Consider the following 24,071-nt stretch of genomic DNA (forward strand, 5'->3'; position numbering starts at 1 on the left):
AACATACAAGGGAGAGCACAGTGCCGTCGCACAAAAGAAAAGCATTGCCGATATCGGTCAGCGGCGTCACCAAGACCTATGGTCCGGTAAATGCCCTGGACAACGTTTCTCTGAACGTAAAGAGCGGTGAATTTCTGACGCTCCTCGGTCCGTCGGGCTCTGGCAAGACCACACTTTTGATGGTGCTGGCCGGCTTCACCCGACCCGATTGCGGCAGCCTCAAATTCGGCGAGGAAGAAGTCATCCGCATGCCGCCGCATCTGCGTGGCCTTGGTATGACATTTCAATCCTATGCTTTGTTCCCGCATATGACCGTTGCCGGCAATGTCGGCTATCCACTGCGGCTTCGAAAGGTGGCAAAGGCCGAGATTGCGCGCAGGGTCGACGAGGCATTGGAAACTGTGCAGCTCGGCGGCTATGGCGACCGCCAGATCGACCAGCTTTCGGGCGGCCAGAAACAGCGCGTTGCACTGGCGCGTTCCATCGTTTTCGAACCCCGTATTCTTTTGATGGACGAGCCGCTTTCTGCGCTCGACAAGAAACTGCGCGACCAGATGCAGATCGAGCTTCGACATCTGCATGAGAAACTTGGCATGACGACCGTTTATGTGACCCATGACCAGCGCGAAGCGCTGACCATGTCCGATCGGATTGCGGTGGTGAACAAGGGGCGCATCATGCAGCTTGCCACGCCGCGCGATCTCTACGAGCGCCCGGCCAACCGTTTCGTCGCCGACTTCATTGGCGATTCCACGTTTCTGCCCGCCCAGCGCGACGGTGCTGCCGTCACATATCTTGGCATGCCGCTCAAGATGGCTGATGCGCCGCCGACGACAGAAGAGTTGACGCTGATGATCAGGCCCGAGCGTATCACGGTGTCACCCGATGGACCGCGCGAGAACGCCAACAACTTTACCGCAACTGCAACGGAAGTTGTCTATCAGGGCGACAGTTATCTTCTGCACGCCCGGCTTGAGAGCGGCACCGAGATTGCGGTACGCGGCGGTGTGCGCGGTGGCACCCTCTCCGCCCTGCCTGCGGTTGGCGACAAGGTGACTTTGACCCTTGCGCCTGAGGATACGGTCCTGATCGATGGAAGCGAGGTTTGATATGGCCGTTTTGCAGGCAAGCGGAGAGACGCAAGCTGCCCATGCTCCCCGGGCCAACGAGGCCGGTCTGCGCTCTGATGATCGCATGGAGCGGCTGAAGCTTTTCGGCCTCAGCTCGCCGGCCATCCTGATGGTCCTTGTCGTCCTCGTCATTCCGGTGGGCTGGCTTTTTTACGTATCATTTCTTGGCAGCGACGGGCATTTCTCGCTGGAAAACTACGAGCGCATGATCACAAGGCGCTCGTATTTCCGGATCTTCGAGACGACCTTTAAAGTCAGCATTCTGACGACGGGACTTTGTATCCTGATCGGCTATCCGCTTGCCTATTTTCTGTCCCAACTACCCGCTCGGATGGCCAGCATCTGCATGATTGCAGTTCTTCTGCCCTTCTGGACCTCGCTGCTGGTGAGAACATACGCGTGGCTGGTCCTTTTGCAGTCGCGCGGGCTCATCAACACCTGGGGCATGTCGCTTGGGCTATGGGATGAACCGCTATCGCTGGTCTATAATCTCACAGGCACGCTGATCGGCATGGTTCATATCATGCTGCCCTTCCTGATCCTGCCGGTCTATGGCTCAATGAAGGCGGTTGACAGCAATTACCTGAAGGCAGCCGCCAATCTGGGCGCCAGCCCACGCCGGGCCTTCTGGGACGTTTTCTTTCCGCTCACGACGCCTGGCCTTTTCGCCGGCGCCCTGATGGTATTCATCCTTTGCCTCGGCTTTTTTGTCACGCCGGCAGTGTTGGGCGGTGGCAAGGTAATCCTGGTTTCGATGAAGATCGTCTCCAATATCGAGTTGTTCGTCAGCTGGGGTGCTGCAAGCGCACTCGGCGTGGTGCTGCTGGTGCTGACCATGGCCATCCTGTGGCTCGCCTCGCGCTTCCTTAAGCTCGAACAGATCGCCGGAGGGAGCCACTGATGTTTAGCTGCCTAAGAAAACCTGCGACCGACACCCAGATCACGCATGGCCAGCGCCTGTGGCTCTACATCCTGTCAGGGATCATCATGATCCTGCTTCTCGCGCCCACGCTGATCGTCATTCCGATGTCATTCTCCGACAGCCAGTATCTGGAATTTCCGCCAAAGGTCTGGTCACTGCGCTGGTATGAGCACTATTTCAGCTCTCCGGACTGGATGCAGGCAACCTGGACGTCCCTGAAGGCCGCGTTTCTGACCATGCTCGTCGCGACGCCAATCGGCGTGCTGGCCGCCTACGGGCTTCACACTTCGCGCAACCGGTTCGTGCGCGAGATCTTCGTGTTGCTCATCACGCCGATGATGGTGCCGCTGGTTCTGGTGGCGATCGGCGTATTCTACGCCTATGTAAAGCTCGGCATTCTCTACAGCCTGCTGGGACTGGTGCTGGCGCACACTGTGCTCGCCTTACCACTGGTGGTCATTGTCATCGGTTCTGCGCTCAAGAGCTATGACATGAGCCAGGAGGATGCCGCGCGCAGCCTCGGAGCACCGCGCTGGAAGGCCTTTGTCACCATTACACTGCCACAGATCCGGTTTGCCGTTGTCACCGGTGCGTTGCTGGCCTTCCTCACATCCTTTGACGAAGTGGTCGTGGCCATGTTCATCTCGGGCGGAGACAATCCGACGCTGACCCGCAACATGTTCAATGCACTTCGCGATCAGATCGACCCGACCATTGCCTCGATCTCGACCCTGATGATCTGCGTAACGACATTCCTCATGGTTCTCGTGCAGGCCTTCGGCCAGCAGAAGAAGCCTCGAGGCTGATTTTCCCTCTGCGGCGGTCTGGATGCGCTTGATGTCATCCGCCGCCGCAATTTTTTTCTCTCAACATACGGAAATGTCTCCATGCTCGACCTCAAAGTCTTCGCCGATCTCGCCAACCAGGCGCTCGGTTCTTTTGCCGACAAACCCACGTCTTTAACAGCGGGACAACAAGAGGCGAGCAGTGTGCTTTGGACCTCTGCCGATGGGCATACAACGATTGGCGTTTGGGAATGCATGCCTGGGCATTTCACCGCTGATCGGACGAAAGCGGGAGAATATTGCCACATCCTTTCCGGTCGCGCATCGGTCACCAATGGTGATGGAAGCGGTACGAAGGACATCGGTCCGGGCGATCTTCTGGTTCTGCCACAGGGCTGGACCGGTGAGTGGGTGATTCACGAACATATACGCAAGCTCTTCGTGATCGACGCCGCACCGGCTGCATAAGCCAGAACCTCGAAGACTGGGGTGCTCCATGTCAGAATTCGATTTCATCGTCGTCGGAGCCGGATCTGCAGGATGCGTGCTTGCCAACCGGTTGACGGAAAACGGAAAATACACGGTGCTGCTGCTTGAGGCTGGAGGCAGCGACAATCATCCATGGATCTTGATGCCGATCGGCTATGGCAAGGCGTTTTATCGGAGCAGCATCAACTGGATGTATATGACCGAGCCAAATCCGGGGCTTGATGACCGCGTATCCTATTGGCCACGCGGCAAGGTGATGGGGGGATCGAGTTCGATTAACGCCATGGTCTATGTGCGGGGACAGAAATCCGATTTCGACGGGTGGCGGGATATGGGCAATCCCGGCTGGGGATGGGATGGTGTGCTTCCCTATTTCCGCAAGATGGAAGCCAATGATAGCGGGGCAGACGCCTATCGCGGTGGCGACGGGCCGTTGCATGTGTCAACGGTCGCCAGCGATCATCACCCACTTTGCCAGACCTTCATAGAGGCCGGCAGCCAACTGCAATTGCCGCATAACCGCGATTTCAATGGCGCCAGTCTGGAAGGCCTCGGATCCTACCAGATCACCATGAAAAACGGCATGCGAATGTCTGCATCGCGGGCCTATATCAGGCCTGCGGCTCGGCGCCCAAATCTGTCGATCGAGAAGAAGGCCCATGTCACGAAAGTGCTGTTTGAGGGCAAGCGGGCTTGCGGTGTGCGGTTTGTGCAAGGCGGACAGGAAAAGAGTGTGTCTGCGCGCCGAGAAGTGATCCTCGCGGCAGGCGCCATCAATTCACCGCAGCTGTTGCAACTGTCCGGTATCGGCCCTGCTGAGCTTTTGAACAGCAAAGGCATAGACGTGCTGCATGCTGCCGAGGGCGTGGGCCGAAATCTGCAGGATCATCTGTGTATCGATTACCTGTTCCGCTCCAAGGTGCCGACACTCAACAACCAGCTCTATCCCTGGTGGGGCAAGCTGTTGCAGGGCATGCGCTATGTGCTGACCCGGGGCGGGCCGCTTTCTCTCAGCCTTAATCAGGCCGGTGGTTTTGTGCGCTCACGACCGGAACTGGACGATCCCAACACTCAGCTGTTCTTTTCCCCCGTCAGCTACACCAAGGCCCCGCCCGGCAAGCGACCGCTGATGAACCCGGATCCCTTCCCGGGCTTTCTGCTGTCTGGCCAACCGACACGTCCGACGAGCCGTGGATACCTCGCCATTCGCTCTGCTGATCCCTTTGCCGCACCTGAAATTCATCCCAATTACCTCGCGACCGATCAGGACCTGCAGGAGCTTTTGGAAACGTCGAAATTGTTACGCCGGTTTTCCGACACACCGGCGCTTGCCTCAGTCATAGATGCGGAAATTGCGCCTGGTCCTGACGTTCGTACGGACGAAGAGCTGATGGCCGATATCCGCGCGCGGGCGTCGACCGTATTTCACCCCGTGGGCACATGCCGCATGGGACCTGACAGACAAGTGGATGTGGTGGATGCCCGTTTGCGCGTGCATGGCCTTGAAGGCATACGCATTGCCGATGCCTCGATTTTTCCGACGCTGACATCCGGCAACACCAACGCTCCGGCGATCATGGTGGGAGAGAAGGCAGCAGACCTCATCATAGAGGACCATGTCAGCAACGGGTGAGCACAAAGTATCCCGCCGCAATGCAACAAAAACAGTCTTATTTTTGCGCGCCGCATCAATTTGAACCTGATGCGTTCTCACGCATTTGTTGGATAAATATTTTATACAAGTATATTCAACGCCTTCAATCCGCGAACATAAAGAGGTTTATCGCCGTTATTGACTTGAAACTTCTATCTCCATAACAATTTGTCCTACAAATGGGTGGGACATGACTGGCGATACTTTAAATCCGGAAAAGCACGCGGAGGCCCAAGCGAGCAAGGGGAAGGAGGCGGATATCATCCGCCCGACGTCTCATTCTGCTGTCGATGTCATGGTTGCCAATATTCGCGGCGTGATCTCGGAGCAGGGATTGAAGGTGGGCGACAGCCTACCCACCGAGCGCGAGTTGTGCGAACTGTTCCAGTCCAGCAGGAATACGGTTCGTGAGGCCATGCGCATTCTCAAAGCCTATGGAATTGTGACTGTCAGACCGAAGGTCGGCGCCATTATCGTCGATGACCGCATGGAACGGGCACTCGATCTGTTTTCCTTCAATACGCTGGAAGTCTCGCGTTCCACATTTATGGATATACAGGGCTTCCGCGGTTTCCTGGAGGTTGCGTCGGTGGATCTGCTGCTGGAGAAGCTGACCGCCGATGATCTTGCCGAACTCCATCGCGCCAATGACGAACTGCGTGATGCAGGCTCGATGGTGGATGCCTCTGAGGCGGATTTCAGCTTCCACACGCGTCTGATCCAGGTGATGGGCAACAAGGCCATCCTTGACGTTTACAAGATCATGAAACCGGTGATTCTGAAAATCATGATCCGCGGCAAGACGCGGCGAATCTTCTCGACGACCACCTATTGCGAGCATGCCGATATCATCGCCGCGCTCGAGGCGCGCGACAGAGTTGCCTATCAGTACAAGATGAAGACCCATCTCGAAGCAGGCTTTCGCCACTTCGATGATTAGGGAGACCGTTTGTCGCTGCAGGTGGAGGACCTGAAGCGGGAATAGGGGGAATTGCCGCAAAGGGCTGCAAGTCCCACAGGCTGAGTGGAAACACCAAGGGAGGAGAATGTGATGAAACTGAAAAACCTACTGATTACAACAACCGCTGGCGTGTTGCTGTCGGCTGGACTTTCGTTTGCCGGACCTGAGGTCGTCTCGGGACCGGGCGTCGAACCGGAATGTTTTGCGCCATGGGACGCCGACACCAAGTTCATGAAATGGGAGGCCAAGGAAGGTCCGTTCAAGGTCGCGATCGTCAACGGCTTCGTGGGTAATACCTGGCGGATCCAGATGATCAAGACGGCCAAGGCCTTCGCAGAAGACCCTTCAATGAAGGACAAGATCTCCGAGTTCAAGGTCGTGTCGACGGGCACGGACGCCCCGGCCCAACTCGGCGCCATCGAGGACTTCATCAATCAGGGTTACGATGCGATCGTCACCATTGCGGTGGCGCCGGACGGCTTTGACCGCGTGATCAGACTTGCGGACAAGAACAATGTCGTTCTGGTGCCATTCGACAATGTTCTCGACACTGACAAGGTCATGCAGGTCAACGAGAACCAGCTCGAAATGGGCCGCATGTGGGGCCAGTTCGCGCTGGATGAGCTGCATGCCAAGGGCGTCAAGGAAGGAAAGATCCTCGAGGTCAGAGGCCTGCCCGGCAATTCCGTTGACCGTGACCGTTCGATCGGCATCAACGAGGTGTTCGAGAAGGATGGTGGCAAGTGGGACATGATCTCCGTCGTCGGAAACTGGGATGATGGCACCACCCAGAAGGTGGTTGCCGACGCGATTGCCGTGCACGGGCAGTTCGACGCCGTGGTCGGCCAGGGTGGCTCCAATGGCGTGATTCAGGCGCTTCAGGATGCCGGTCATCCCTGGGTACCGGTTGCTGGCGAATCCGAGAACGGTTTCCGCAAGGCGATTGCCATGCATTCCGACGAAGGGCTGAAGGGGATATCCATCGGCCAATCTCCAGGATTGGTGGCGATCGCCATGAAAGCCGCTGTCTCGGCGCTGGAAGGCAATACGATGCCCCAGCTGATCTCGGTTCCCTTGCCGGTGGCGACCTACAAGGAACTCAAGGACGGCGAGAACTACTGGTCGGATCTTCCGGACAACTTCTTCACCGTGAACGAGTTTCCGCCTTGCGGTGTGAACATCTCCGGGCCTGCGATCATGTCCAAGGACGAAGCAGACGTGAACTGACCGCACTCGGCAGAACGGACGATCTGCACGAGGCAGACTTGTCCGCTCGATCCAGCTTTCTCGCCGTCAGGGGCGGCGGGAAACGGCTGGCGGTATCGGCATCCGCTCGAAACGGTTGTCGTCGGAGAAATTTGCCGTGGAGGTTCAGGTGCAATCCAAAGATCCATTTGTTCAGCTTTCGGGGATCTCGAAGTATTTTTCCGGCACGAGGGCGCTAGAAGACGTCAATTTCGCCTGCCACCGGGGCAGCATCCACGCCATTCTCGGCGAAAATGGTGCGGGCAAATCCACCCTCATAAAGATCATATCAGGTGTGCTGAGGCCCGATGCGGGAGACATGTATGTCAACGGGGCACCGGCTCATTTTTCCTCTCCATCGGAGGCTTCAAAAGCCGGCATCGTCTGCATCTTCCAGGAATTGTCGCTGATGCCGGATCTGAGTGTTGCCGACAATATTTCGATTGCCGATCCGCCACGCCGCTTCGGTCTGATCGATGCCCGTGCGCAGCGTCGGCGTGCGGAGGAACTGCTGGCACGGATCAAATGCGAGGATGTGAACCCCAATTCGCTGGTGCGCGAGCTCTCGCTTTCGCGCCGCCAGATGGTGGAGATTGCAAAAGCGCTGGGCATGACGCCGAAAATGCTCATTCTGGATGAAGCGACCTCGGCGCTGACAAGCCGCGATGTTGAAGTCGTCTACGGATTGCTGGCTGACCTGAAGGCAGACAACATTGCGTCCCTCTTCATTTCCCACCGCATGAACGAAGTAGAGAAGCTTTGCGACACGCTTTCGGTTTTCCGTAACGGCAATCATGTCGAGACCTTTGCGAAGGGTCAGAAAAGCGACCGTGACATCGTGCACATGATGATCGGTCGGGATGTCGAGACGCATTTTCCCGTCAAACCGGCCTCGGGCGACCGCCCCGCCTGTCTCAGCGTGCGCAACCTGTCCTGGGAGCAGCAGCTGAACGGGGTCAACCTCGATGTCGGCAAGGGAGAAATCGTTGGGCTCGGTGGCCTTGATGGCCAGGGCCAGAAGGAACTTTTGCTCGCGCTTTTCGGCGTGTTGCGTGGCATCGAAGGCGAGATAACGGCCAATGGCCATGCCGTTGCCGCGGCCTCTCCCTATGCGGCCAAGACCGGCGAGACACGCATTGCGCTTGTGCCGGAGGATCGCAAGACCGAAGGACTGATGCTGCCGATGTCGATCGCCGACAATTTGCTTGCCGCATCGTTCGACAAGGTGAGCAAAGGCCCATTCATCGATCGGTCGCTGGAAGATGCAGCGGTGAGCGAAGGCGTGAGCAAGCTTCGTATCAAGCTCAATAAACCAACGGATGCCGTGGCCACACTGTCGGGCGGCAACCAGCAGAAGGTGGTGATCGCCAAATGGCTGATGACCAATCCGGATATCATTCTGCTCAACGACCCGACACGCGGGATCGACGTCGGCACCAAGCAGGAGATCTACCGATTGATCCGTGAACTTGCAGACGAGGGCAAATCAATCCTGTTCTATTCGACAGATTATGCCGAGCTCATCGGATGCTGCGACCGTGTTGTGGTCATGTATGACGGAGCCATCACGGCAGAGCTTTCCGGCACATCAATCACCGAGGAAGCCATCGTCAGTGCCTCCCTGAATATTGGCGGACATACAAGTTCAGAGAAAATCAGTTTGCAGAAGGAGAACGCATGAACAGGTCGGGCGCATTGTTGAGTACGATACGGCAAAACCGTGGTTTTTACGGTGCCCTTGTTCTGCTTCTCGTCATCTATCTGATCTACAACATTCTGCATCCTCGCGGCTTTTCCTCGGCAGTTCTGATCCAGAACGCCAATGAGGCCGCGGCTATTGCCTTTGTCGCGATGGCACAGACTGTCCCTGTCCTTCTGGGCGGTCTCGACCTCAGCGTCGGGGCGGTAATGACGCTCACCGCCTGTCTTGCTTCAGTGCTCGTCAATGGCAGTCCGAGCGAAATTGTATTCGGCATGTTTCTCACCCTGCTATGCGGTGCCACATTCGGGATGCTGAATGGCATCATCGTGGTTTACGGACGGCTGCAGCCGATCATTGTGACGCTGGCAACAGGTGCGATCGCGATCGGCCTTGCACTTTTCATCCGGCCCAAACCGGGCGGCGATATTGACGGCGATCTCAACTGGGCCGTCACCAACAGTCTCTGGGATTTTGTCGATACCTATCAGTTGTTCGACCCGGATGCCGGCTGGTTCGCACCTGTCGCCTGGATCCCGGTACCTCTCATCCTGCTTGCCGCTGTCGCCGTTTTCGTCTGGCTTCCCTACAAGAAGTCGGTCACCGGGCGGACGGCATACGCCATCGGGTCGGCGGAAGGGGCAGCTTTCATGTCCGGTCTGCCCATCAACCGGGCCAAGATTGCCGCCTTTACCATGGCAGGCTTTCTCGCTGGCTGCGGAGGGCTCTATATCGCGATCCAGACTTCATCGGGCAATGCAGATGTGATGCAGGCGGGAGCCTATACGCTGAACTCCATTGCAGCCGTGGTGCTCGGGGGGACATCACTGCTGGGTGGGACTGGCGGGGCGATTGCTTCGATGGTCGGCGCGTTCATCCTGCGGGTAATCTCCTTTTACTTCCGTATTGTTTCCATCGATCCGCTGCTTCAGCCGCTGATCGAGGGCCTGGTTCTGCTGGCCGCGGTCAGCCTTGGCGCAATCCGCACGCTTCGCGTGAAGAACCGCCTCGAACTCTTCCGATAGGGTGACCCATGATCTCGTTTCTTTCCCGCATGAAGCCTGAGAACAAGCCAGTTATCATTGCATCCCTCTTCATTGTCGTGATCCTTGCGATCGGGACCGGCTATACAATCGCGACGCAGGGCACGGTTCCGCTCTTGTCGCCGAACTACCTTTTGCAACAACTGCAGACGGGTGCCTTTCTCGGTATCGTCGCTGCCGGCATGATGATGGTCATTCTTCTTGGCCATATCGATCTTTCGGTGCCGTGGACATTGACGGCAGCGGCCATGATGGCAACGGCCGTTGGTGGAGATATGGCTCTGCCGGTTGGTATTGTTGTCGGACTGCTCGTTGGCCTGCTGAACGGGATTGGCGTTGCTTATCTGCGCATTCCGTCGATGATTTTCACGCTGGGTGTGGATTCCGTTTTGCGCGGATTGATGGTCGCGCATACCGGCGGCTTTGCGCCGCAGGACCGTGCCACGCCGCTGATGCGCTATCTGGCGGCTGACCGGCTGCTTGGCATCCCGGTTGCGATCTATGTCTGGCTTGCGGTCTCGGTTGTGATTGCGGTGATGCTGTCTCGCACCGCATTCGGTCGCTCCGTTTACGCAACCGGCAACCGGGAGGCTGCCGCCTATCTGTCCGGCATCCGGACCCGTCTCGTGATCATCGGGGCCTTCATGACATCGGCAGTCTGCGCCTCTATCGCCGGCGTTCTGCTCGCGGGCTATTCCGCCAAGGCCTATCAGGGCATGGGTCAGCCCTATCTTCTGCCAGCCATCGCAGCGGTTGTTCTGGGGGGCACCCGAATCCTTGGCGGACAGGGACGCTATATCGGCACGCTGGTGGGTGTCGTTCTGATCGTACTGTTGAACTCCGTTCTGTCGATCATGCAGATGCCAGAAGCCGGGCGCCAGATCATCTACGGTGCCGTGATTGTCGGCATGCTTCTGGTCTATGGACGCGGGGTCAAGGTGACCTCATGACGGTGAGGCCAGGAGCGCGACGGCAGCCTTGACCATGCACACGCTGGCATCGTCAGACGTAGGACTGCAATGATTTATCAGTACCTTCTTGTTTGAGACGCTGATCGCTGACCATTTCCGAACGAGATATCGAAGTGTCCACTTCGATTATGCATTTCGGTCTGATATCGATGAAAGCATTGAAAACACGGAGCCGTGGCGGGACAAGTGCGAGAAGCACGAACGCCCGTTCGGATGATTGCAACAACCAATCCGCCTTGGTGCCCGTTCGCCGGTGCCAATATCTTTCAGGAAAATCCATGCATTCTATAGATCAATCATCCCTTGAACGACTGGCTGCGGGCATTGCCGAGCACGTGCGTGGCCCCGGCGGCGCAATCGGGGTCGTCAAAGACGGCGAAACCATCCTTAGCCATGTCTGGGGTTATGCCGATCCCAAGCGGCATCTTGCCGTGGCCGCCTCTACCCGTTTTCCGATCTGCTCCATCAGCAAGCAGTTCACATGCGCCATCTTGCAGGACCTCGATCATGATCTGGATCGCTTCGATCCGCTTGTTCAAAAATATCTGCCGAACATGGAAACGAAGAGACCGAGCATCCGTGAACTGTGCAACAACCAGTCGGGCCTCAGGGATTATTGGGCTCTCACTGTGCTGCATGGCGCTGACGCCGAGGGCATTTTCAGACGAGAAGACGCAAAGCCGCTGTTTGACCGCATGCGCAGCACCCATTTTACGCCTGGCAGAAAATATTCCTACTCCAACGGCAATTTTCGTATCCTGTCGGACATTATCGAGGAGGTTTCGCAACGTTCGCTTGGCGAACTCTATCGCGAGAAAATCTTCAACCGTGCGGACATGCAGACAGCAGAACTGCTGCCGAATACGGCACAGAGCCATGATGTCGCAGTCGGCCACGAAGGCAATGATATTGTCGGCTTCTTTGTCGCCCAAAACCGCATCTACTGGAGCGGTGACGCGGGTATCTGCGCTTCCCTTGACGATATGCTGGCGTGGGAGCGTTTTATCGACAAGACGCGCGATGACGAAAATAGTGTGTATCGGCGCCTCTCGCGGGTGCAAACATTTTCCGATGGCAGCAGCGCACCCTACGGCAATGGCCTTGCTCACAACATGATTGGCGAAATCCAGACTACCGGTCACGGTGGGGGCCTGCGCGGATTCAGGCTACATCGCCTCTACGCACCGTCTGAGCGCCTGTCTGTTGTCGTCCTCTTCAACCATGAGGGAAATGCGCAGGGCACCGCGACAAAGCTGATGAAGGCGGCTCTTGGCATAGAGAGCGGTGCACAGCAGAATGAGGAGGCCACAGAGCGCGGCTGGGACGGTTGCTACATCGACCGCGAGACGGGCCTTGTTTTGACACTTGCCGCGGAGCAAGGCGGTCTGAAAGCGCTTTATGGTGGATCAACAGATCTGCTTTCAGTGCAAGGACCAGACACTGCCGGTTCGTCCTCAATGTCAGTCACTCGCCGCGGTGACGAGATTGGCTATGAGCGCTGGCGTGAGAACCTTCGTGGCACAGTGACACGCGTCACCGGTACAGCGAAGCCGGACATTGCCGGTCGCTATCGTTGCCGCGAACTTCAGGCCACATTCGAAATCCTTGGCAGCGATGGCGCTTTTTACGGCTCTTTCGAGGGTTTTCTCGGCAAGGGGGAAATGATGCCCCTTTATCCGGTGGCGGAAGATCTGTGGACGCTGCCCTGCCGCCGTTCGATGGATGCTCCGGCGCCGGGAGAATGGACGATACAGGTCAGTCGCCACGACGACGGTTGTGTGAAGGGCTTGACGATCGGTTGCTGGCTCGCCCGCAATCTTACCTATGATCGTGCTGGCGCATGACGCTCTAACTTTGCCAAGACGAGAAAAGCCCGCCTGACATTGTCAGGCGGGCTTTAGAACTTTGCAAGGTCACCGGAGCTTCATCGACCCCGACAGCGACCGATCAATTCTTGACCGTATCCTCAAGGAAGAAGCGGCCGAGCGGGTTTTGGTAGAAATTCTCGATGTTGTTGCGGGATACGTTGATGAAGGGGCTGTAGTAAAGGTCGATCCAGTGCACATCGTCCTTGGCCATTTTCTGGATGTCGACATACATCTGTTCGCGCTTGACCGGGTCCATTTCCAGACGGGCATCGGCGACCAGTTGCTTGACCTTTTCGTTCTTGTAACGCGTCATGTAGTTCATGTTGGCATCGTCACCGACCACGAAAGTGGTCTTCTGGTCGGGGTCGAGAATGTCGTTTGTCCAGTACATGACAGACAGATCGTAATCCCCGTCCACCAGCATATCCCAGGTCTGGCTTGGATCCATCTTCTGCAGATTGACCGTAATGCCCGACTGCTGAAGCTGCTGCTGGAGCAGAACGGCAATCTGTTCGTCAACTTCGTTGCCTGCATTGACGAGGTAGTCGAGCGTCAGGTTGCTGACGCCGGCATCGGCCAGAAGCTGCTTGGCCTTTTCAGGATCATAAGGACGCTGCAGATTGTCGTCATAGTGATAAAGCGCGCCCTTCGGGATGAAGGAGTTGGCGACTTCACCCAGACCAAAGGTGACTGTGTCGACAATTGCCTTCTTGTCGATGGCATAGTCGAGTGCTTCGCGCACTTCCTTCTTGGCCAGATCGCCATGTTCGTGATTGATCAGCAGGTGGTCTTCACGGGTAGATGTTTCCAGATGAACCGTGAGGTCCTTGTCCTTCTTCAGCTCTTCAACGCGCGAGAACGGTACGAAGATGGCAGCATCCAGCTGGCCTGCCTGAACGTCCAGCATGCGTGTATTGTCATCGGGAATGGAAATCCACTCGACACCGTCAAGCGAGACTCGTTCTGCCTGCCAGAAGTTAGGGTTCTTTTCCAAGATCACGCGATCGCCGCGGCGCCATTCCTTGACGGTAAAGGCACCCGATGCAATCGGGCTCTCCGCATAGGTATCGGCACCCAGCTTCTCCATGCCTGCCTTCGAGATGATGGAGGCGCCGGGCATTGCGAGGGTGGAGAGGAATGGTGCAGAAGGGCTGGTCAGCTTGATGACGAGGGTCTTCGGATCAGTCACTTCAGCCGTGTCGATGATCTTGTAGGAATCGCTCCAGAGCGAGCCTTCGTCATCACGAATGCGAAGAAGGCTGAAAGCGGCATCTTCTGCAGTGATGGGGCTCCCGTCCGAAAACTTTGCATCCCGCATGGTGAAGGTATAGGTCAGGCCATCGTCTGAGACTGTCCAGCTTTCGGCCAAACCCGGCTCCAGCTTGGTGCCGGTCTTGTCAACCCGGATCATCACGTCATAGACATTGGCAAATACCCAGAAGTCGATGTTCTGCGCTGTCTTGATCGGATCGAATGTCGACGAATCTTCGCGGCGACCGATGGTCAGAACGCCAGCGGCTTCGGCAATCCCGGCCCCGACCGACAGGGAGGTCATGACCGTGACCATCCCGATTTTCATCCATTTGCTTAGCATCGTTTGTTCCCTTTTTTGATGATGTTTGCAGGTATTCAGGCAGCCGTCGGCGACGCCTCCACTCTCGGCGCCAGAAGTTTCTTGTCTGGATCGATATCGGGCACCGCTGCGAGGAGGGCTGCCGTGTAAGGTTTTTTCGGATGGGCGAAGACGTCAGCTGTCGGTCCTTCCTCCACGATCTCGCCGTGATACATGACGACGACGCGTTCGCAGAGATTGCGAACGATGGCCAGATCATGGGCAATGAAGAGTAGCGTCAGGTTCATGCGCTCCTTCAACTCGGCGAAAAGATCGACGATCTGCTTCTGGATCGTGACATCCAGAGCCGCCACGCACTCGTCCGCTATGATGAGACGCGGATTGACCGCCAGTGCGCGCGCTATGCCGGCGCGTTGGCATTGACCACCACTCATGCTGCGCGGCATGCGACCCGCAAATTCGCGCTCGAGATGGACCAGATCGAGCAATTCGTCGATACGGGCCGGTATTTGCGCGGCAGTGATCCCTTGCATTTTCAGAACCTCGGCCAGTGTCTCACCGACCGTGAAGCGCGGGTTGAGCGCGTTGAGCGGATCTTGAAACACCATCGCGGTTTCCCGACGCAGCTTTGCCAGTGCCTTTGCCGGTTGCTGCGCGAGATCGACACCATCGAAAGCGATATGGCCGGCAGAAAGTGGCGTCAGCCCCAGAATGGCCCGTGCGAGCGTGCTCTTGCCGCTGCCCGATTCGCCGACAATGCCGAGGGTTTCTCCGGGCATTACCTGTAGGCTCACGCCCTTTACAGCACTGAACTTCTTGCGCCCGCCGGTGAAGATCGATCCGCCGACATCGAACGCTACATGCAGATCGTCGACTTCCAGCAAGGGCGCATGCTTGGTCACATCGGACGGGGCTGCAAGTGTGCGTGAGTGTTCCCTGCCGGCCGGCAGCGAGGGATGGCTGCCGATCAGCATGCGGGTATAGTCATGGCCGGGGCGCGCGAGGATCTGGCGCTTCTCCCCCTGCTCCACCAGTTTGCCGTTGCGCATGACAGCGATCCGGTCGCAGGTCTGGGCGACAATACCCAGATCATGGGTGATCAGGATCACGGATAGTCCCAACCGATCCCGCAACTCCAGAATAAGCTCCAAAATTTGTGCCTGGATGGTCACATCCAGCGCTGTTGTCGGTTCATCGGCAATCAGGATTTCAGGGCGGCATGACAGGGCGGCTGCGATCATCGCGCGCTGGCGCATGCCGCCCGAAAACTCATGCGGATAATTATCGTATTGACGGACGGGATCGGGAAACCCAACCTGCGCCAGCATCTCGGTCGCAGCGTCTCTGGCCTGGCGTGCAGTGCCGCCCTCATGGAAGCGGATACCTTCGGCGATCTGATCGCCGATTTTCATCACCGGATCGAGATGGCTGGAGGGGTTTTGAAAGATCATCCCGATCCTGCGACCGCGAATGTCCAGCATCTCGCGCGTCGTTGCCTTGACGAGATCTTTTCCCGCAAATTCGATTTCGCCACCATCGATGGACAGCGCACGCGCCGGCAACAGCCCCATAATGGCGCGGCAAAGGAGGCTTTTTCCGGAGCCACTTTCACCCACGAGGCCCAGGATCTCACCTTCGGCAACATTCAACGACACATGATCAATCAGTGTTCTGGCGGGAATATCGCCGTGAAAATTGACAACGAGATCGCGGATGGAAAGCACTGGTTTCATCAGTCGTGAACTCCCAGCATGTCGCCCAGCGCATCGCCCATCAGGCTAAAGCCGAAAGCGAGGAAGACAATCGACAGTCCGGGGAAAAGCGTGATCCACCACGCGGTGGTGACGAAGGGCTGCCCCTCGGCCACCATGATGCCCCACTCCGCGATCGGCGGCTGAACACCAAGCCCCAGATAGCTGATCGCAGCGCCGTTCAACAACACGAGGACGGCATCCGACATGACAAAGACAAGCGACCCGGCAATTGCGTTGGGCAGAAGATGGCGAAACATGATGCGTGTGCGACTGAAACCGAGGCTGACTGCCGCTATCGCATAATCGCTGTTCTTCAGGACCAGGATCTGCGCCCTCACGAGGCGGGCATAGGACACCCAGCCGACCAGCGCCATGGCGATGTAGAAACTGGTCAGACCCGGACCGAGAATGGCGATGATCGCCAACATCAGCACCAGGAAGGGGAAGGCCAGAATGATATCGATCACGCGCATGAATATGGCGTCGATTATACCGCCAAAGAAACCTGCGACCGTGCCTAGAAATGTGCCTATGATAAAGGGAAACACCACGCCGATAAAAGCGATCTGCAGGTCGACTCTCGTTCCGAAAATCACGCGAGACAGGATGTCCCGACCGAAATTGTCGGTGCCGAAGGGATGGCTGAGAGACGGTGCATTCAAGCGCACGTCCGACATCTGCACGACCGGATCATACGGTGCTACAAGGGGTGCTGCGACCGCCATCAGAATGAAAAACAAAAGTATGCCCGCGCCGATGGACAAGGAGAGATGTTTCCCAAGCCAGCGCGCGAGGCCGCCTGACGGCGAATATCGGGTTGCCGACGCGCTCATAGCTTTATCCTCGGATCAACCGTCACTGTGATGATGTCGGCCAGAAAGTTGACCAGCACCGTTGCGCAGGCAAACACCATGGCCACACCCTGCACGACCATATAATCGCGCGAGAAAATTGCGCGCACCAAAAGCTGTCCCATTCCCGGCAGGGCGAACACGCTTTCGACCACCACGCTGCCGCCGATCAGCCAACCGATATTGACGGCCAGAAGGTTGATGGTTGGCACCAGCGAATTGGGCAGAACATGCCGCCAGAACACGATGCTTTCCGGCATGCCCCTGGCGCGTGCAGCCGTTGCCACATCCGAGTGAAGCGCATGGATCATGGCGGCTCTTAAACTGCGTGTGAGCACCGCAGACAACGAGAGCGCGATCGTCAGACTGGGCAGGACCAAATGCGAAAGCTTGTCGGCGAATGTATTGCCGTAGCCGGAGACGGGAAAGAGGTCGAGCCGGACACTGAAGAAAATGATCAGCATCAATGCGAGCCAGAAGGGCGGAAAACCAATCCCCATGGTAGAGACGATGCGCACAATGTGGTCGGCCAGACGTCCCTGGCGACGGGCGGCAATTGCCGACAAGGGTACTGCAATCAGAATAGAGAGGATAACGCTTGCCAGCACCAGCATGAGGGTTGGCTCGATGCGTCCTGCGATCAGTCTCAGCACATCGATCTTGTAGAGGATCGACTTGCCCATCTCGCCATGGCCGAGATTTTCGATGAAGTAGAAGTATTGACGCCACAGCGGCTCATCGAGACCGAATTGCTCGCGGATACGCGCAATTGCCGTTGGTGTCGCTCTCGTTCCAAGAAGGACGCGGGCAGGATCGCCGGGGATCAGCCGCACCAGCACAAAGGTGATGATGCTGATGCCGAAGAGAACGGGCAACAGCTGAAGCGGTCGATAGAGGACGAATTTATAGCGATGCATGAAGCCGACATTCGCCTCTGTCTTGGGTGATTTCCAGGATAATGTTCAACATCAGCGTACCCCGTTTCGGACCAGGAAGTCCGTGAGGGCCGGATAATACGCCTCGGGGTTCTCGTAGAAGGGCATATGGCTTGCATTACGGAACACACACAACTCGGCATTCGGCAATGCGTTCTTCATCTGCATGGCACAAGCCGGCGTCAATTCGTCATGCTCGCCAACCGTGATCAGCACTGGCATTTCAAGCCTTGGCAAATCGGGGATGCGATTCCAGTCCTTCAGATTGCCGGTATAGAGAAATTCATTGGGGCCTTGCATCGTCATGTATGGTCCCATGTTCCAGTCATCCAGCGAGCGGCGAACGGGCGCTGGCCATTCCGACAAACGGCACACATGGCGATAGTTCAGGATTGTGATCGCCGCCAGATATTCCGGATGATCGATGGTGCCTTGCGCCTCGTGCCTTTGCATCATCGTCACGGTTTCTGACCCGAGCGCCGCGCGCAGCCTTTCCAGCTCCGACACCAGATGTGGCATATCCGCGACTGTGTCTTCAAGGATCAGCGACTGCAGGTTCTGCGGGTATTTCAGCGCGTAATCGATGGCGAGCCATCCACCCCAGGAGTGACCGAGCATGTGAACCTTGCCGAGGTTCAGCACGCGGCGGACCGTTTCTGTCTCCTCGACATAGCGTTCGATGGTCCAAAGCGACGGATCTGTCGGGCGGTTCGAGGCGCCTGTTCCCAACTGGTCGAAGGCGACAACCCGATAACCCCGGTCGATGAGACAGGAATGCGCATCACGCAGATAATCGCAGGGCAATCCCGGACCTCCGTTCAGACAGAAGACAGTCTCTTCGCCCTGACCGAAACTGTAGGTCACAACCTTGAAACCGTCGACCTCGACTTCGATTCGTTCATCGGGAGAGATTTCGCGCCACATGAGGAGGACTAACCTTCCGAATTACCTTGACCAAAAATTGAGCACGGCTAATTTTAACGCATCGCAACATGCGCACCAGCTATAAGTATTGATAGGGTGATGTGCAGCGTCTTGTCGGAGTGTGGGATGAAGGACGACATAAATTGTATCGCCGATCGCTTATCCACGCGGGATACTCTGGACGACCGGATTGACGAAGCTTTTGGCGCGATGCGGAATATGGGCTTCGAAGCGCTCATCTATGACTATACCCCGATGCCCTGCGATCTTGGCGGCCAGATCGAGGTCCCGTCACTGCTCAAGCTCCGCAATGTTGCAGACGACATGTATGACTACTGGTGCAATCGGGACTATTTTCGCATCGACCCTGTCCAGCGTCTTGCCATGCAAACTTCCGTTCCCTTTTTCTGGAATTACGACCCGGAGGTCGAAACAAAGATCAGCCGCTTCATGACAGACGAGACAAAGCCCGTCAGCGACTTTCTGCGTGACCACGATATGCTCGCTGGTGTGACGGTACCTGTTCATATGCCGCGCGGTGACTATGCGACAGTGACTGGCGTACGCTATGGCGCGAGAAAGGATTTCCAGGGAGACGCGATGCGCGTTCTGGCGGATTTCAGTCTTTTCGCGCAGCTATTCCACGAAGCAGCTTACGAACTCTTTGACGATGCCGTGCTGAATACCTCCAGAGTGCGACTGACGGAGCGAGAGCGCGAATGCCTCGCCTATTCCTCGCACGGTCTGTCGGCCAAGGAAATCTCGCGCATCATCGATCGCTCGGTGCCGACCGTGGTCATGCATCTCAATGCCGCGGCCCGCAAACTCGGCGCCAGGAACCGCACCCAGGCAGTGGTTCGCGCAACCCAGTGCCGACTGCTCGATCCCGTGCCGTCCTATAAATTGTGATAGCTGCAAGCGTCGCCTGAGCCCCGCTATGATCTCCCGACTGTAATGATGCAAGGAGAACGACGGTGGCCGAGATCGAGACCCGCGAAGGATATCTGCCGTTTCGTGACTATCGCACCTGGTACCGTGTAACCGGTTCGCTGTCGTCTGATCGTTTGCCGCTGGTCGTCGCCCATGGCGGGCCTGGCTGTACCCACGACTATGTCGATTCCTTCAAGGACATCACTGCCATCGACGGTCGCCCGGTCATTCACTACGACCAGCTCGGGAACGGTAATTCCACCCGACTGCCGGACAAGGGACAGGACTTCTGGACCGTTTCGCTGTTTCTCGAAGAGCTCGATTGCCTGCTTGCCCATCTCGGCATCCAGGATCGCTATGCCCTTCTCGGACAATCCTGGGGCGGCATGCTTGGATCCGAACATGCAGTTCTACAGCCTGCGGGGCTCAAGGCCTTCGTGATCGCCAACTCCCCGGCGAATATGCAGACCTGGGTCGCCGAGGCCAACCGGCTGCGTCTGCAATTACCGGCCGACATACAGGCAACGCTGCTGCGCCACGAAGACGCCGGCACCCTGACAGATCCTGACTATGTTGCCGCCTCACGCGCCTTCTACGACCGCCATGTCTGCCGTGTGGTGCCCTGGCCAAAGGAAGTGGCGCGCACGTTTACGATCATGGACGAGGACAACACCGTCTACCGCAATATGAACGGCCCGACCGAATTCCATGTGATCGGCACCATGAAGGATTGGTCCATAGAGGACCAGCTGCATCAGATAAACGTGCCGACACTGCTCATTTCCGGCAGACACGACGAAGCGACACCCTTGGTGGTCAGGCCATATATCCAGAATATTCCAGGCTGCCGCTGGGTTGTCTTTGAGGACTCGAGCCACATGCCGCATGTGGAAGAAAAGGAGCTCTGCCTGAAAACAGTCTCGGACTTCCTGATGGAATCCGATTGATCATTAGGCAGTGCTGCGTGAGCCAGGCTAGCCGCTATTGAGCGGTGCGCACGATAGAGTGCGGGCCGGGATTTATTTTCATATCTTATATTTGATATGCTGATTGAATTTGTGTTTTTGATTTTGGTTGGATTTTGGTTGCGGGGGCAGGATTTGAACCTGCGGCCTTCAGGTTATGAGCCTGACGAGCTACCGGGCTGCTCCACCCCGCGGAATAATGTTTGGACAGCAAGAGGGCCGCTTTTTGAGCGGCCTCATTTTGGGACGAGGCCCGATTGTTTTGTGATGAGAAGATTATGATTTCATTGCCTTTTGCAGACCTGGCAGCGACCTACTCTCCCGCGTCTTAAGACGAAGTACCATTGGCGCTGGGGCGTTTCACGGCCGTGTTCGGAATGGGAACGGGTGCGGCCGCCCCGCCATAACCACCAGGTCGGCAAAGGGCAATGTTGATGCTTGGCATCAACGTTGTTCCCATTTCTTTGGCAAACCTTAGGTCTTCGCTTTCGCTCAGAAGGGTGCCAAAGCGTTAATACGGAACCGTATTGATGCTTTGCATATTGAGAAGCTGGTTGAGGTTACCCTCATTTGTCTTAGGCGAACACGTTTTGGTTTGTTTCCCTTGCAGTGATCGGACGAAGTCCGCAAGCGCAAGGCGCGTCGCCGAAGGTTCGGCGCGTGGTTCTCAGCGACGGCAAAAAGGGCCGACAGCGTGAGAACAAAACAGATGGCATCATCGAAGCCTTTGGCTTTGATGAGCATGGTCAATGAGAACGATTAAGCCGATCGAGCTATTAGTAACGGTAAGCTTCACACATTGCTGCGCTTCCACACCCGTCCTATCAACGTGGTAGTCTTCCACGGCTCTGATAGGGAATACTCGTTTTTAGGTTGGTTTCCCGCTTAGATGCCTTCAGCGGTTATCCATTCCGTATATAGCTACCCTGCTATGCCGTTGGCACGACAACAGGTCCACCAGAGATACGTCCATCCCGGTCCTCTCGTACTAGGGACAGATCCTATCAATATTCCTACACCCACGGCAGATAGGGACCGAACTGTCTCACGACGTTCTGAACCCAGCTCACGTACCGCTTTAATTGGCGAACAGCCAAACCCTTGGGACCTGCTCCAGCCCCAGGATGCGATGAGCCGACATCGAGGTGCCAAACAACCCCGTCGATATGGACTCTTGGGGGTCATCAGCCTGTTATCCCCGGCGTACCTTTTATCCGTTGAGCGATGGCCCTTCCACGCGGGACCACCGGATCACTATGACCGACTTTCGTCTCTGCTCGACTTGTCAGTCTCGCAGTCAGGCGGGCTTATGCCATTGCACTCGACGACCGATTTCCGACCGGTCTGAGCCCACCATCGCGCGCCTCCGTTACTCTTTCGGAGGCGACCGCCCCAGTCAAACTACCCACCATACACTGTCCCGGATCCGGATAACGGACCGCGGTTAGACATCCATGACGATAAGGGTGGTATTTCAAGGATGGCTCCACAAGAACTGGCGTCCCTGCTTCAAAGCCTACCACCTATCCTACACATGCCGACACGAATGCCAGTGTAAAGCTATAGTAAAGGTGCACGGGGTCTTTCCGTCTGACCGCAGGAACCCCGCATCTTCACGGGGAATTCAATTTCACTGAGTCTGCGTTGGAGACAGCGGGGAAGTCGTTACGCCATTCGTGCAGGTCGGAACTTACCCGACAAGGAATTTCGCTACCTTAGGACCGTTATAGTTACGGCCGCCGTTTACTGGGGCTTCAGTTCAAAGCTTGCACCTCTCCCTTTAACCTTCCAGCACCGGGCAGGCGTCAGACCCTATACGTCGTCTTGCGACTTCGCAGAGCCCTGTGTTTTTGATAAACAGTCGCTACCCCCTGGTCTGTGCCACCCCAAAACACTTGCGTATCCTGGGGTCACGCTTCTTCCGAAGTTACGCGTGCAATTTGCCGAGTTCCTTCAACGCAGTTCTCTCAAGCGCCTTGGTATACTCTACCTGACCACCTGTGTCGGTTTCGGGTACGGTCTATACGGTGGAGCTATTTCCTGGAACCGCTCCACTGCAACACCAATCCAATAAGGTGTTACAATTTGTGCGATCCGTCACTACCACCAGGCCCACGAATATTAACGTGGTTCCCATCGACTACGCGTGTCCGCCTCGTCTTAGGGGCCGGCTAACCCTGCTCAGATTAACTTTAAGCAGGAACCCTTGGTCTTTCGGCGAGGGGGTCTCTCACCCCCTTTATCGTTACTCATGTCAACATTCGCACTTCCGATACCTCCAGGAGCCCTCACGGGTCTCCCTTCACAGGCTTACGGAACGCTCCGCTACCACTGCAGTGACAAGTCACTACAATCCTCAGCTTCGGTGCATGGCTTTAGCCCCGGTACATTTTCGGCGCAAAGACCCTTATTTAGACCAGTGAGCTGTTACGCTTTCTTTAAATGATGGCTGCTTCTAAGCCAACATCCTGGTTGTTTTGGGATCCTCACATCCTTTCCCACTTAGCCATGACTTGGGGACCTTAGCTGGAGGTCAGGGTTGTTGCCCTCTTCACGACGGACGTTAGCACCCGCCGTGTGTCTGCCGATTAGTACTCCTCGGTATTCGGAGTTTGGTTAGGATCAGTAAGACGGTGAGTCCCCATAGCCCATCCAGTGCTCTACCCCCGAGGGTATTCGATCGACGCACTACCTAAATAGTTTTCGCGGAGAACCAGCTATCTCCGAGTTTGATTGGCCTTTCACCCCTAGCCACAAGTCATCCCGATCTATTGCAACAGATATGGGTTCGGTCCTCCAGTTGGTGTTACCCAACCTTCAACCTGCTCATGGCTAGATCACTCGGTTTCGGGTCTAATGCATCTAACTCAATCGCCCTATTAAGACTCGCTTTCGCTGCGCCTACACCTACCGGCTTAAGCTTGCTAGATACACTAAGTCGTTGACCCATTATACAAAAGGTACGCCGTCAGGCTTGCGCCCTCCGACTGCTTGTAGGCATCCGGTTTCAGGTTCTATTTCACTCCCCTTGTCGGGGTGCTTTTCACCTTTCCCTCACGGTACTGGTTCACTATCGGTCATGCACGAGTACTTAGGCTTGGAGAGTGGTCTCCCCATGTTCAGACAGGATTTCACGTGTCCCGCCCTACTCAAGGACAATCAGTGTTCTACGCCTACGGGGCTGTCACCCACTTTAGCCAAGCTTTCCAACTTGTTCGGCTTTATTCCTGATTGCCACTGGCCTGGTCCGCGTTCGCTCGCCGCTACTAACGGAGTCTCGGTTGATGTCCTTTCCTGCAGGTACTTAGATGTTTCAGTTCCCTGCGTTCGCTTCTTACCCCTATGTATTCGAAAGTAAGATACCTTATATCA

The 24,071-nt window shown here is 56.6% G+C and carries 18 protein-coding genes, 1 tRNA gene and 2 rRNA genes (1 of these 21 running past the window's edge); 13 read left to right on the forward strand and 8 right to left on the reverse strand.

The window, feature by feature from the left end:
- Positions 1-20 precede the first annotated feature (20 nt).
- From ACWPM9_RS00115 to ACWPM9_RS00165, 11 genes are all read left to right on the forward strand, one after another.
- A complete protein-coding gene (locus tag ACWPM9_RS00115; RefSeq protein ID WP_484756331.1) occupies positions 21-1,109 on the forward strand; it encodes an ABC transporter ATP-binding protein in 1,089 nt (362 codons plus the stop codon).
- Positions 1,093-2,031, forward strand: a complete 939-nt coding sequence (locus tag ACWPM9_RS00120; protein ID WP_484756332.1) for an ABC transporter permease — start codon at positions 1,093-1,095, stop codon at positions 2,029-2,031. The genes ACWPM9_RS00115 and ACWPM9_RS00120 overlap by 17 nt, the downstream gene beginning before the upstream one ends.
- Positions 2,031-2,858 carry an ABC transporter permease gene (locus ACWPM9_RS00125; protein WP_484756333.1) on the forward strand — a complete coding sequence of 276 codons (828 nt, stop codon included), beginning with the start codon at positions 2,031-2,033 and terminating at the stop codon, positions 2,856-2,858. Before ACWPM9_RS00120 ends, ACWPM9_RS00125 begins: the two co-directional genes overlap by 1 nt.
- 81 nt (positions 2,859-2,939) lie before the next feature.
- On the forward strand, positions 2,940-3,305 hold the full coding sequence (locus ACWPM9_RS00130) for a cupin domain-containing protein (RefSeq protein ID WP_484756334.1): 366 nt from the start codon (positions 2,940-2,942) through the stop codon (positions 3,303-3,305).
- A gap of 28 nt (positions 3,306-3,333) precedes the next feature.
- Positions 3,334-4,959 carry a GMC family oxidoreductase gene (locus tag ACWPM9_RS00135; RefSeq protein ID WP_484756335.1) on the forward strand — a complete coding sequence of 542 codons (1,626 nt, stop codon included), beginning with the start codon at positions 3,334-3,336 and terminating at the stop codon, positions 4,957-4,959.
- Between the two features lie 211 nt (positions 4,960-5,170).
- On the forward strand, positions 5,171-5,920 hold the full coding sequence (locus ACWPM9_RS00140; RefSeq protein ID WP_484756336.1) for a FadR/GntR family transcriptional regulator: 750 nt from the start codon (positions 5,171-5,173) through the stop codon (positions 5,918-5,920).
- A gap of 111 nt (positions 5,921-6,031) precedes the next feature.
- Entirely contained in the window at positions 6,032-7,168 is a 1,137-nt protein-coding gene (locus ACWPM9_RS00145) for a sugar ABC transporter substrate-binding protein (protein ID WP_428186435.1), read from the forward strand.
- 148 nt (positions 7,169-7,316) lie between these two features.
- Positions 7,317-8,867, forward strand: a complete 1,551-nt coding sequence (locus tag ACWPM9_RS00150) for a sugar ABC transporter ATP-binding protein (protein WP_484756337.1) — start codon at positions 7,317-7,319, stop codon at positions 8,865-8,867.
- Complete coding sequence (locus tag ACWPM9_RS00155) at positions 8,864-9,910, forward strand: ABC transporter permease (protein ID WP_484756338.1); 1,047 nt, start codon at positions 8,864-8,866, stop codon at positions 9,908-9,910. The genes ACWPM9_RS00150 and ACWPM9_RS00155 overlap by 4 nt, the downstream gene beginning before the upstream one ends.
- Before the next feature lie 8 nt (positions 9,911-9,918).
- Positions 9,919-10,878, forward strand: a complete 960-nt coding sequence (locus ACWPM9_RS00160; protein WP_484756339.1) for an ABC transporter permease — start codon at positions 9,919-9,921, stop codon at positions 10,876-10,878.
- Positions 10,879-11,177: 299 nt separating this feature from the next.
- Positions 11,178-12,743, forward strand: a complete 1,566-nt coding sequence (locus ACWPM9_RS00165; protein WP_484756340.1) for a D-aminopeptidase — start codon at positions 11,178-11,180, stop codon at positions 12,741-12,743.
- 103 nt (positions 12,744-12,846) lie between these two features.
- Here ACWPM9_RS00165 and ACWPM9_RS00170 read toward each other — a convergent pair whose 3' ends face one another.
- Genes ACWPM9_RS00170 through ACWPM9_RS00190 form a run of 5 tightly spaced genes read right to left on the reverse strand, consistent with a single transcriptional unit; the run spans position 12,847 to position 18,804 of the window.
- On the reverse strand, positions 12,847-14,361 hold the full coding sequence (locus ACWPM9_RS00170; protein ID WP_484756341.1) for an ABC transporter substrate-binding protein: 1,515 nt from the start codon (positions 14,359-14,361) through the stop codon (positions 12,847-12,849).
- 35 nt (positions 14,362-14,396) lie between these two features.
- A complete protein-coding gene (locus ACWPM9_RS00175) occupies positions 14,397-16,076 on the reverse strand; it encodes a dipeptide ABC transporter ATP-binding protein (protein WP_484757695.1) in 1,680 nt (559 codons plus the stop codon).
- Positions 16,073-16,927 (reverse strand): ABC transporter permease, encoded by an 855-nt coding sequence (locus tag ACWPM9_RS00180; protein ID WP_484756342.1) that lies wholly within the window; start codon positions 16,925-16,927, stop codon positions 16,073-16,075. Before ACWPM9_RS00180 ends, ACWPM9_RS00175 begins: the two co-directional genes overlap by 4 nt.
- Complete coding sequence (locus tag ACWPM9_RS00185) at positions 16,924-17,862, reverse strand: ABC transporter permease (RefSeq protein WP_428186442.1); 939 nt, start codon at positions 17,860-17,862, stop codon at positions 16,924-16,926. The genes ACWPM9_RS00180 and ACWPM9_RS00185 overlap by 4 nt, the downstream gene beginning before the upstream one ends.
- Before the next feature lie 51 nt (positions 17,863-17,913).
- Positions 17,914-18,804: a proline iminopeptidase-family hydrolase gene (locus tag ACWPM9_RS00190; protein ID WP_484756343.1), complete on the reverse strand. Its 891-nt coding sequence runs from the start codon at positions 18,802-18,804 to the stop codon at positions 17,914-17,916.
- Positions 18,805-18,930: 126 nt separating this feature from the next.
- Here ACWPM9_RS00190 and ACWPM9_RS00195 point away from each other — a divergent pair, with 126 nt between their 5' ends.
- Positions 18,931-19,713 carry a LuxR family transcriptional regulator gene (locus ACWPM9_RS00195; RefSeq protein ID WP_484756344.1) on the forward strand — a complete coding sequence of 261 codons (783 nt, stop codon included), beginning with the start codon at positions 18,931-18,933 and terminating at the stop codon, positions 19,711-19,713.
- A 65-nt stretch (positions 19,714-19,778) separates the two neighbouring features.
- Positions 19,779-20,681 (forward strand): proline iminopeptidase-family hydrolase, encoded by a 903-nt coding sequence (locus ACWPM9_RS00200; RefSeq protein ID WP_484756345.1) that lies wholly within the window; start codon positions 19,779-19,781, stop codon positions 20,679-20,681.
- 135 nt (positions 20,682-20,816) lie between these two features.
- Here the strand turns inward: ACWPM9_RS00200 and ACWPM9_RS00205 are convergent.
- The 3 genes from ACWPM9_RS00205 to ACWPM9_RS00215 form a co-directional block, all read right to left on the reverse strand.
- Positions 20,817-20,893, reverse strand: a tRNA-Met gene (locus ACWPM9_RS00205).
- Between the two features lie 106 nt (positions 20,894-20,999).
- Positions 21,000-21,114 (reverse strand): 5S ribosomal RNA (gene rrf / locus ACWPM9_RS00210).
- Positions 21,115-21,454: 340 nt separating this feature from the next.
- A 23S ribosomal RNA gene (locus ACWPM9_RS00215) occupies positions 21,455-24,071 on the reverse strand (it continues 188 nt past the right edge of the window).

This window comes from Agrobacterium sp. H141 (genome assembly GCF_057158725.1).